The following is a 10,862-nucleotide window of genomic DNA, read 5'->3' as shown; positions in this document are numbered from 1 at the left end:
GTTTGAGTTGGCTGATGAATCACTGGATGAGCCGCCGCAACAATTGAAGCTCGCATTAACCGAGGCAGGCGTTGCGGGAGATAATTTTGCACCGCTTAAAATTGGTGCGCGGATATTACTTGAATAGCGTTGTGTTTCAGCGGGTTAAAGGTCACCCGCTGAAACCAACAAAAGCACATGCTATTGAACTGGCGCGCTAGATTCTGAATTGGTTGACGGCACTGGTCAAATCAGCCGCCTGAGCTTGTAATGCTGCAGAGGCTGCGGTCGATTCCTGCACTAATGCGGCATTTTGTTGCACCATAGTATCTAATTGCGTCACCGCACTGTTGATCTCATGAATGCCGCGCATTTGTTCATCTGCGGCGTTAGTGATTTCTGACATTATTGTCGTGACATCAGATACGCTGCTCACAATTTCAGTCATGGTATTACTCGCCTGGCGCACTTGACCAGAGCCGGAGGCGACACTGCTAACCGTTGAGTCAATCAGTGTTTTTATCTCTTTCGCCGCTTGCGCACTGCGTTGGGCTAAGGTGCGAACTTCCCCTGCGACTACCGCAAACCCACGGCCTTGCTCACCAGCCCGAGCCGCTTCCACCGCTGCGTTCAGTGCCAGAATATTGGTCTGGAAAGCAATACCATCGATAACACTGGTGATATCGCCGATTTTGCCCGAAGCAGCCTCAATAGATTCCATGGTAGTAATTACTTTAGCGATAACCTCGCCACCACGAGAAGCATCATTAGCCGCAGAAAGCACCGCTGTATTGGCTTGTCTTGCCGCACTGGCAGACTGTGCCACGGTTGCTGAGATTTGTTCTAATGCCGCCGAGGTTTGTTGCAAACTGGCGGCGGCTGATTCTGTTCGGCCCGACAAATCCTGATTACCCGCTGCAATTTCATTAGCGGCAATACTGACAGACTCGCTGGTATTGCGGATTTGTGCCATGACGCCACTGAGCTTGTCAGCAAAATTATTGAATGAAAGGGCTATTTTGGCGACTTCATCGCGACCTTCGACCGGTAAGCGCTGAGTTAAGTCTTCGGTACCTGAACTGATGGCATCCATCGCTTGGTGTACATGTGTCAATGGCGTCAGCGCACGTTGCGTAATCAGACTAATAATGACTACAGCAATTAAGATAATGACGATCAGGGTGACTAAAGATGTCGTCAACAATGAGCGCATACCCGCAGTGGCATGGGCTTTGTCCAGGGCGACCACGGTAAACCACTGGGTACCAGGTACCGCTTGTGCGAGCAACAACTTAGTGCTGCCACCGATCTCTGCAGCGGTAGGGGAGGTTGCAGTTAGCAGCGTTTTAAGATCCAATGTTGGCGCTATCTCACTCAACGGCTTAAGGGTTAACTGTGAATCTGGGTGTGCGATAATGGTGCCATCCGCATCAATTAACATACCAAAGCTATCATCCGTTGGATGGATGGATTTCACGTTAGCAATCACGCTATCCATGGTGACATCAGCAGCTAACACGCCTTTCACACTGCCATCTTGAATAATAGGCAATGCAAAAGTCACAACTAATTGATTAGTCCCTGCATCAATATAAGGGGGAGTCACCACCGGGCTACCCGCTTTCACTGCTTGTAAATACCAAGGGCGCCCGGTGGGATCGTAGCCAGCAGGAATACCATCAGGATTAGAAAAAACGGCCGTCTTATTTGCGTAACCAATATAAACATTAATGAAGTTGCCTGCGGCAGCAACCTGGCGTAAGGCTGCAATAGGATCCGCTGCCAGTGCGCTCTCTTTAAGAGACACGATCATTTGTGTCTTCATCGCTACCCAATCGGCAATTCCAACCCCATGACTGGCGGTGACCGCCTTCAAGGTGTTATCGATTGCGCTACTGTTATATTTGTTAGCAACGGAGTAGTTAAAGTAAGTATTAATGGCAAGGGAGCCCGCCACGATGATAATGCAGGCAGCCAAGATACGTGAACGAATGGAATCAAGCATAGAGCGTCCTAAATAAAGGGGAAGGCGTAATTCAAGTAACGGCTTGGCTGAGATAAACTTGAGCTGGGTCACAGTAACAAACTGTAATTAGTGCGCTATTGTTAATACTTCTTTATGTAACAGTGACGGGATGGAGGTTTTTTGTTGATCTCGATATCTAATAAAAACAAAAGCTTGGTAATCAATTTAATCTTAACTTCGTGGTGAAAATTCAAATAAAGTTGAAAAAAATAGTGACATTTAAACTGCAAAATCAGCATCAATCTTGCTGAAACGGGGCGTGTCAGCAAGATTGATGCTGTAATTGGTGATGATGAGGTGAGGGGTTAAAACTTATACAGCAGGCCAAAGCCGATGGTGTGGTTTTTCTGAGCGATACCGGAGCTATCAGCATGATTCTGAGATGTGCCGGTAGTACGGTTGAGGATTTGTGTTGCTCCTTTACCTTCGGTGTACTGGTTCCAGGCTGCTTCCACAAATAATTTGGTGCTTGGGGTGATGTAATATCCGGCATCTACCACTATGGCGTAATAGCGAGAGTTTTTGTTGCTGTCTTTGAATGAAAGTTTGCGCGAATAGTGTTCGTCATGCCCATTGGCATTTACCCAACGGCTGTATTTTAGCAAGGTATTAAACTCAAATTTTTGATAATGATAGCTTCCCGCCAGGCCAAGATAGGTCATATCAAACTTTTGTTTATATCCGATAACGGTAACAGTATCCGAAGTTGTAAAAATATTTTTACCGTTATCATAATTATAGTTTCCACCATAAGCGGTCCAACTGCTGTTATTACGTTGATAACCGGACATCATCGCAATACGATAATTTTTTTGCTTTAAAAACCAAAATTTCGCATTAAGATCAATTTCGTTAGCATAATTCAAATTGGTTTTGTCATGGTGAGACCAATCAGTCCATTTGGTTTGATCAGGCTTTAGCCAATCATAATCATCCATGGTTCCTGTGCTGGAAGATAATGTAGACCATCCACGAGCCGTTAAGGTTAAACGGGATAACAGATCCCATGATACATCCATTTTAATAATAGGGGTGTTTTCCGTCTTCCAGTCTAATTGACTAACTTTCCGATTATTGCTGTCATAAACATATTCATTTGCTTCTGTATTTAATAAGCCTAGCGAGGTACTGACAGTTAAACTATCAGTAATATTGGTATGATGACTGGCGACAGCAGAGTGAGACAGTGCGAGAAGAACTGATGCGCTCAGAATTTGTTTTACTGCGATATTAGCTTCCATGATTAACCTTTAATTTGTTTAAATCTTCATGGAGAAAGCTAACATTGCTAAGAATTTAAATACGTTAATTAAAGATTAAAAAAAAATTAAAAAGATTAAATTACAGCATGACAATTTCATCAAACTTAATATGAGCTGGGGTTGGTTACCCAGCTTAATTGTATTTAAAACTCATGGACTAGCCATTCATCGGCTTGTTCAAACATTTCTTCTACTAAACGGTTGAGCACTGATTTTTCTTGTTTAGTTGCATCAGTATTAATGCCATTGGCTTGCATCGGCTTGACCTTAACCTCGGCACCGGGAAACACTTGATGCACACGTTTGGTCAATTCAGCTTTAATCATTTCATTGGCGTTAGTCAGGCCGGCGACATTCCGTTTGTCATAAATTAATTCTACTCGCATGATTTCTTTCCTGGGTGATTAATACTGTATTAATATACAGCTATATTTGGCATAAAACAACCGAGTTTTAGCCATTTTAATGTGAAATGAGGTTAAATGATTGTTTTAGTGATATAAAAAATAACCGCAGGTGATTAAATGGCTAATCACCTGCGGTTATTTTTATGCGAGATTTTATCTTCTTGTTTATACACATGATTTAGATTTTTTGACACGCTAATATAAATCTAAGAATAGGTGGCTTTGGCTAATCTATCTCTAACCAGCGGGCATCAACCACCACGCCAAGTATCTTACAGTTGCCATTCAGCTCAATTAAACGGTAAGCAGGATTCAATGGTTTCAAATACTTAACGCCAGCATCAACAATTAATTTTTTAAATGTCGCTTCATTATCGTCAGTTAATTTGGCGACAACAAAGTTACCTGGCATGGGTTCTTTTTCCGGATCGACCAGAATAATCATTCCTTCCGGAAAACTGATTCCTGACGGTGAAGTCATGGAGTCACCTTTTACGCTCAACCAAAATGCACTGTCATGCGCATTTTTGGTCGACTCAGGCCAAATTTCTATATCACGTAATTGATAGGGTTCTATGGCCTCATACCAATTTCCTGCGCTAATCCAACTGATTAACGGGTAACTGTTAGCGACTGTCCCTGTGGGTTTGTCATTGAGTCGGTTTGGGGATGAGATAGACAAACTTTCAGCCATTTTTGCCAATTCTGTTGCCAAAGAAGGACTAAAACTACTAATAGGCTCATTAAGCACTTTGGCAAAAGCAGCTGCATTGGTCACATTGAGCGGGTTTATACCGTTTAGGAATTGGTTCACCGCACTTTGGCCCACCCCTAACTCATGCGCGACAGACTCCTGGGATATACCCAGTGCTTTTTTCTTGGCATTAAACAGCTCTTTCAGCCGTTTAGCGTCGTCTAACTGTTCTGGCGTCAATGGCTTCTTTTTCATGAGTCAATTTTATTACCGTTAGCAATAATATCCAATCACCTGCGGTATTGACTATAAAATCACTTGCGGTAATAATCAATCGAAATGTATAAGAGAAACGCATGTAATCGCACCGGCAACAGGCTCTGTGATCAGTGTCAGAGGCATCTGCGGCATGAGTTGCTCTGGTTCGCACAAGAGGACGGCAGCCAGATTTATCGGTGGTTTCCGTTGTTGAGCAATCGATAGGCTGAGGCGTCATTCCTTGACCCCGCCTTTTGTGGAGTAGTTATAAATGAGTTCAATAAACGGCAACGCAGCTGGCAGCCATAGCCAGAAAAGCCAGAGCATGAGAGATATTCAATTGGTGTTGGCGCGCTGGGGAGTATGGGCAAGATACAGTTCTGGGCTGGATTATTCATCTATTGCTGCGGGGTTTAAAGGACTCCTGGCTGATACTTCTAAAAACAAAGCTTCATGTTGCGATGATGATGGTTTAGTGGTCGATGGGTGTGTTGCCCGCTTAAAACAATATCGCCCAGATGAATATGAATTAATTATTCGCCATTATGTACTGAATCAATCAAAGCGTGCTATTGCACGTCAGCAAAAAAGAGATGAAAGGCTGATCAGAATTAATATACAAATGGCTGAAGGTTTTATTGATGGTTGCCTGGCAATGTTGAATGTAAAATTAGAAATGGATCCGTTTATTGAAAATATCCATTTTTATGAAAAAACATTAGTGCGGTCCGCGAAAAGTGTATTAGTCTGATAGCACTGGTTTATGAGTTCCGCAGGAATAATAATTTAAAGTCTCGCTATTGCGGGATTTTTTTATTTTCACATTTTTATTCATGAAGCAGGAAAATAAATTTAAAAATAGTGAAAAAAACATTAACGCGGTCCGCAAAAAGTGTATTAGTCTGATATCACTGGTTAGTAACACACTGATTGAATAACAGGAAAGCCCCGCATTGTCGGGGCTTTCCTGTTTCTGTTGGTTTTACACGCCAGTGTATCAGAGAGGGAGGTTATAAATGAATGAACAAAGTCAGCTTCCGTATTGGTGGACTGGGGCACTGGCATTATTCTCGGCTCTGAGTTTACAGGATTACATCTTTATTCTTGGTACCCTGGTTAGTGTGATTTTTACTGTCAAAACCTATTACGTCAATTTACGAGAAAAAGACGCGATAATTAAAGAAGAACAACGTAGAACTGAAATATTGCGCGATTTCCTGCGTGATAAAGCTGTGGACAGTATTCCAGCCGCTATCGCGGTGTGTCATGACGCATTACGCAAAATGGAGGGCTGACATGACACCAATACTGATGAAAACCAAGGAGGGTAAATGAACCGACGAGTCATCATTATGGTATTGCTGACGCTGCTCCTCATGGGGTTGATGGCAAATACTTATCGCCTCAGCGCCAAGCAGAAGCAAGAACATGCCCAGCTACAGAGTGAACGAGTAGTTAATCAAACACTAGGTGACATCATTGATGCCTATCAGTTGAACGAGGCCGCTAATCGCGCGGCTGTTGCCCGACAACTGGAAAGTGAGAGGAGGTTACGACATGAAGCGGAGGACCGCCTCAAACGATTTACGTTGGCGACAGCAAATGACAACTGTGCTGCTAGCCGTATGCCTGAGTCTGGCATTGACATCCTGCGGGAATAAGCCGCCTCCATCGTTAATCAAACCCCCGCTGTTATTGCCACCAGAGTCGGCAATGACGCAATGTGAAATTCCTGAATTTACCGGCACAACATGGAGTGACAGCGCTTTATATGCCATGACACTTAAACAAGCGCTCCGTATTTGTAAAGGGCGGTTGGATGAGGTTATCCAGTGGCGTAATAGCCAGATAAATAGCCGTTATCGCAAGGAGGTGCCGTAGTTATCTCTCTATGGGGCAATTATTTTTCAGAAGAATATCCAGCGAATTTTCATGCCGGAATTCTCATTTCTTATCGGGTGAAATCATGAATGCAGCTCAAATCAGGCAACTGGCGGCCGCCGCGTTAATGGGCAAAACAGATGCGGAAGGCCGTGTCTATTCAACGGATGTATGGCCAGTAACGCTATATCCAGCGATTTTGTTACAAACGCCAATGGAAGTGAAAGAGTCGATCGGCCGCAATGCACCACAATTCAAGACGATGACGACATTGCAAATTAGCGGGCATATCCAACTGAGCGAGGCAGAAAATAGGGTCACCGAAGCGGCATCGGCGCTTGAACGTTTGTGTGAGCAAATTCAACGGGCGGTGATTAACAGCTATGAGTTGACCCACCATATACAGCAGTTTGCCAAGGTACGAACCACTATGGGTATCGACACCAGCAGCGAACAGCATTTTGCTCAAGTAAAAGTGGAGTTAGACCTTGAGTATTACCAGGGGCCAGAGGATTTCTTTCCACTGGAAACGCCCCAACTGGAGGGCATCGATGTCACGATGCATATGCCTGATGGCACGACTGAACCCTTGATAGCCATTACCTTCCCGGAGTAACCCTATGTTCGTAAAACCCACGGCTGGCCGCGCAGTGCGCGACCCGGTCAAGGGCACCTTATTGCCTGAATCTGGCTCAGAGGTCCCTGATAACGCATTTTGGCACCGTCGCATTCAAGACGGTGATGTGGTGCAAACCTCTGTTAAATCAGTGGTATCTGCATTTGAAGTGTTAACAACGGAGAGTACAAAACTATGACCATTCCTTTCACTAATATTCCGAGTAACCTGCGCACGCCATTATTCTTTGCGGAGTTTGATAATTCCCAAGCCAACACGGCGAGTACCACCCAGCGCACGCTGATTATCGGGCAAACATTGCCGGAAAGTACGTTGCCAGCCAATGTGCCGCTACTGGTTTCATCAACCGCCACAACTGCTGCTTTGGCGGGTGCCGGTTCAATGTTGCATGGGCAAATAGCCGCTTATCTGGCTAATGATACAGCGGGTGAAGTGTATCTTTTACCACTGAATGATGCAGATAGCATGACGGCCGCCATCGGTAAAATTACGGTGACTACGCCAGCCGCGGCCACTGGAGTTATTTCACTGTATATCGGCGGCATTCGGGTACAAACCACGGTAGTTGCAACTGATGATGTCAACACCATTGCCGCCGCGCTGGCGGCTGCCATTGAGGGCAAACCTGACTTGCCGGTGAGCGTTGTGCATACCGGTGAAATGGTATCTGAAGGTGCGGTAGTGGTATTAGCCGCGAAAAATAAAGGCGCTCATGGCAATGATATCGACCTGCGCCTGAACTATCTCGGCAGCGCTGGCGGCGAATCAACACCTGATAGCCTGGTACTAACGCTAACCCCAATGGCAGGTGGTACCGGGGCACCCGACTTGGCCGGCGGCTTGGCGAATTTGCAGGATCGCACCTTTGATTTCATCATCAATCCGTATACCGATACGGTGTCTCTGGATGCACTCAAGGCCTTCCTTTCTGATAGCACTGGGCGTTGGAGCTACAGTCAGCAATTGTACGGCCACAGTTTTGCTGCTCAGTCTGGCACTTATGGACAACTGACTGCGGCGGGTGAGTTGCGTAATGACCAACACGCCTCGCTGTTGGGGATTCACCACTCTCCGACTCCTGCGCATATTTGGTCCGCAGCTTATGTCGGTGCTATTGCGCAGAGTCTGCGTAATGATCCGGGTCGTCCGCTGCAAACACTGGCGGTGAACGGCGTTTTGGCCCCGCCATTGTCCAGCCGTTTTACTTTGACGGAGCGCAATAACCTGCTGCATAGCGGCATTTCCACGGTGACAGTGGCGGATGACGGTACAGTGCAAGTGGAAAACATCATTACTACCTATCAGACCAACAAATACGGTGCTGAGGATGATAGCTATCTACAAATTGAAACGCTGTTCTTGCTGATGTTTGTCACCCGTTACTTGCGCACACAAGTGACATCTAAATTTGCACGTATGAAGTTGGCTGCTGATGGCACCCGTTTCGCAGCGGGTTCGGCGATTATCACTCCTAACGTTATTCGTGCCGAGCTGATTGCCCAGTATCAGACACTAGAATTTAACGGCTACGTTCAGGATGCCAAAGGTTTTGCCCGTGGCTTGATTGTCGAGAAAAGTGCCAGCAACCCAAATCGGGTCGATGTGTTGTGGACTGGTGTGCTGATTAATCAGCTGCGTATTTTCGCAGTACTCAATCAATTCCGCCTGCAAGCAACGGCTTAACTCTTCGATCATCAAGTAGTCGGCTCCTTAACAGTCGGCTCTTTCAGCATAAAAAAGGAAATAAATTATGAGCAATACTTCAAATCGCCTGGCGGGTACAGCCTATGTCACGGTCGATGGCATTACCGTTATGGTGGCGGGTCAGTTCAAATACAGTCCGTCAAAGGTCAAGCGCGAGACGGTGATGGGAATGGACGGAATACACGGCTATAAAGAAACCGTGGTCGCGCCGTCAATCTCTTGCACCATCCGGGACAGTGGCGGCGTTTCTATCAGTGACTTCAATGATCAAACCAATGTCAATATTGTGTGCGAATTGGCAAATGGCAAAACTATTATCGGCAGTGGTATGTGGTCGGTCAGCACCTTGCTGGTAGACAGCACTGAAGGTACGGTGGATGTCAGTTGGGAAGGCGGCTCGGTGACGGAGAACTGATATGTCACAACTGGAACGCAGTAAAACCATTTCACTGGTTAAACCCATTTCGCATGAGGCCACCAAGACCACCTATGAGGTCGTTGAACTGAGCGAGCCGACACTGTTGCAAGTACAGCAATTCTACGATGAGCAAACCAAGGCAGGCTCGCTTAGCGGTATGGGATTACTGATTGCATTGGTATCTGGGGTACCGCGTGAGGCGATTAAAAAAATGGCTTTCACCGACTACAAAGTTTGCGAGGTTTACATGATGGGTTTTTTAGCCTACTCCCCAACGGGGGACGATGGCGCGAAATAATCGCTGACGTCACTTACTACTATAGCTGGGGGCCGGGCGATGCCTGGTCCCTGACCTACAGTAATTTAATATGGTGGTGCCAGCAGGCCGAGCGGATTAATAATATTAAGGCTGGCAAAAATGGCTAATAAATACAAGATTGATGAAGTTCCTTCCCTAGAGGATATCGCAGGAACGGAAATACCGGCATATAAAAAATACACGTCAAAAGTAAAACCTATATTACGTAATGTACCCTCTCAAGCTTTCAATGGTTATAGACTGATTCGCACAGGGAATATTGCTATCGCGGCTGGTGCTATAGGAATGCATTGGCTCAATGGAGAAGCGGACGAGGCACATGAAATCAGCACTGCTGCACAAGATGTGGGTGCTCCTGTTGACCAATTCAGTTACATAAGTGGCGCTATGCAAATTCGTGGTGCGGATAGAAGTACTGCAATTCAATCGTCTGAGCACCTGTATAGAACATTTAATAATATTTTGTTGGGAAAGGATAAAGAAGCGACTGAGCTGCTTCAAAAATATAATGTTGATATTGCTAAGAATGAAAATAATACAGTTAATTTACCTAAAACCATGGAGAATTTAGCGCCAATTTTTAAGAATAAAATGGAGAGGCAGGAGCAAGATACATTAATTAATACATTAGCAGGAAATAGTGAAGGTGTAGGATTATTACGAGAAGGACTTGAGATAAAAAATTTGTTAAGTGCTTCAAGCCGCTTTGGCTTAACAGTTGATCCAGAGTTGATTGCCAAACTTCAAGAGCTAAGGCTCAGAACCACTGAGTTTGGTGCTGCTGTAGATGGAATCAAACAGAAAATTGCTGATACTGTCAGTGATACACTGACTTTCAAAAATACTTTAGCAAATACTATTGGTGGGCTGACAGATGTAATGACTTATGGCCCAGATAACTTTTCACTTATGCATACTCTAGGACTTACAAGTGGATATGAATCAGAAAAATTAAGGCATGCTTATGACAGTAATGATTTTTATCAGCAACTGAGTCTGTATGAAAAAATTATGCTCGATTTTGGCCTAATGACTGATGGTTATGAGCGAAAATATGATGAGTATTATGCACCCAAAAATATGAATCCGGAATCTGTAGAATCTAGGTCAGAAAATAGTTGGGATTCTGAAGTTGAAAATACGTGGAATCATAATCGTATTACAGATCTAAATGCACCAGAACCATATTCTCTTTTACCTTCACATTCTATTTATCCAGATAGCAATATCGTCGCTCCGCCTGCCTCGATATCACCAATTTATGCTGAACAAATGAG

14 protein-coding genes and 1 pseudogene are annotated in these 10,862 nt (G+C 44.9%); 11 read left to right on the top strand and 4 right to left on the bottom strand.

Annotated features, from left to right (window positions below; genetic code table 11):
* A pseudogene (locus ACNSO8_RS05320) lies at positions 1-127 on the top strand (MBL fold metallo-hydrolase); the annotation flags it as partial.
* A 69-nt stretch (positions 128-196) separates the two neighbouring features.
* Here the strand turns inward: ACNSO8_RS05320 and ACNSO8_RS05315 are convergent.
* The 4 genes from ACNSO8_RS05315 to ACNSO8_RS05300 form a co-directional block, all read right to left on the bottom strand.
* Positions 197-1,984: a methyl-accepting chemotaxis protein gene (locus ACNSO8_RS05315; protein WP_050159740.1), complete on the bottom strand. Its 1,788-nt coding sequence runs from the start codon at positions 1,982-1,984 to the stop codon at positions 197-199.
* A gap of 326 nt (positions 1,985-2,310) precedes the next feature.
* Positions 2,311-3,246, bottom strand: a complete 936-nt coding sequence (locus ACNSO8_RS05310; protein WP_019083515.1) for an omptin family outer membrane protease — start codon at positions 3,244-3,246, stop codon at positions 2,311-2,313.
* 164 nt (positions 3,247-3,410) lie between these two features.
* Complete coding sequence (locus ACNSO8_RS05305; RefSeq protein ID WP_005159352.1) at positions 3,411-3,653, bottom strand: DinI family protein; 243 nt, start codon at positions 3,651-3,653, stop codon at positions 3,411-3,413.
* A gap of 247 nt (positions 3,654-3,900) precedes the next feature.
* Entirely contained in the window at positions 3,901-4,623 is a 723-nt protein-coding gene (locus tag ACNSO8_RS05300; protein ID WP_011815980.1) for a LexA family protein, read from the bottom strand.
* Positions 4,624-4,951: 328 nt separating this feature from the next.
* Here ACNSO8_RS05300 and ACNSO8_RS05295 point away from each other — a divergent pair, with 328 nt between their 5' ends.
* The 10 genes from ACNSO8_RS05295 to ACNSO8_RS05250 all read left to right on the top strand — a co-directional run.
* On the top strand, positions 4,952-5,377 hold the full coding sequence (locus tag ACNSO8_RS05295; protein ID WP_260509401.1) for an antiterminator Q family protein: 426 nt from the start codon (positions 4,952-4,954) through the stop codon (positions 5,375-5,377).
* A gap of 265 nt (positions 5,378-5,642) precedes the next feature.
* Positions 5,643-5,921 (top strand): hypothetical protein, encoded by a 279-nt coding sequence (locus ACNSO8_RS05290; RefSeq protein WP_019082064.1) that lies wholly within the window; start codon positions 5,643-5,645, stop codon positions 5,919-5,921.
* Positions 5,922-5,957: 36 nt separating this feature from the next.
* Positions 5,958-6,287, top strand: a complete 330-nt coding sequence (locus tag ACNSO8_RS05285) for a DUF2570 domain-containing protein (RefSeq protein ID WP_019082065.1) — start codon at positions 5,958-5,960, stop codon at positions 6,285-6,287.
* 34 nt (positions 6,288-6,321) lie between these two features.
* Entirely contained in the window at positions 6,322-6,507 is a 186-nt protein-coding gene (locus ACNSO8_RS05280) for a hypothetical protein (protein WP_418394024.1), read from the top strand.
* A gap of 85 nt (positions 6,508-6,592) precedes the next feature.
* Positions 6,593-7,123 (top strand): ATP-binding protein, encoded by a 531-nt coding sequence (locus ACNSO8_RS05275; protein ID WP_418394023.1) that lies wholly within the window; start codon positions 6,593-6,595, stop codon positions 7,121-7,123.
* Between the two features lie 4 nt (positions 7,124-7,127).
* Positions 7,128-7,322 (top strand): DUF2635 domain-containing protein, encoded by a 195-nt coding sequence (locus ACNSO8_RS05270; protein ID WP_418394022.1) that lies wholly within the window; start codon positions 7,128-7,130, stop codon positions 7,320-7,322.
* Positions 7,319-8,827, top strand: coding sequence for a phage tail sheath subtilisin-like domain-containing protein (locus tag ACNSO8_RS05265; RefSeq protein ID WP_019082069.1), 1,509 nt, complete (start codon positions 7,319-7,321; stop codon positions 8,825-8,827). Before ACNSO8_RS05270 ends, ACNSO8_RS05265 begins: the two co-directional genes overlap by 4 nt.
* A 67-nt stretch (positions 8,828-8,894) precedes the next feature.
* Positions 8,895-9,263: a phage tail tube protein gene (locus ACNSO8_RS05260; RefSeq protein WP_019082070.1), complete on the top strand. Its 369-nt coding sequence runs from the start codon at positions 8,895-8,897 to the stop codon at positions 9,261-9,263.
* A 1-nt stretch (position 9,264) separates the two neighbouring features.
* The gene (locus ACNSO8_RS05255; RefSeq protein ID WP_019082071.1) at positions 9,265-9,564 is read left to right on the top strand and encodes a phage tail assembly protein; all 300 of its coding nucleotides are present in this window, start codon (positions 9,265-9,267) and stop codon (positions 9,562-9,564) included.
* A gap of 120 nt (positions 9,565-9,684) precedes the next feature.
* Positions 9,685-10,862: chemotaxis protein (locus tag ACNSO8_RS05250; protein WP_418394021.1), on the top strand; the 1,178-nt coding region annotated here is incomplete at its 3' end.

Source organism: Yersinia sp. LJYL362 (assembly GCF_048323875.1).
This window is presented reverse-complemented; position numbering and strand designations above follow the sequence as displayed.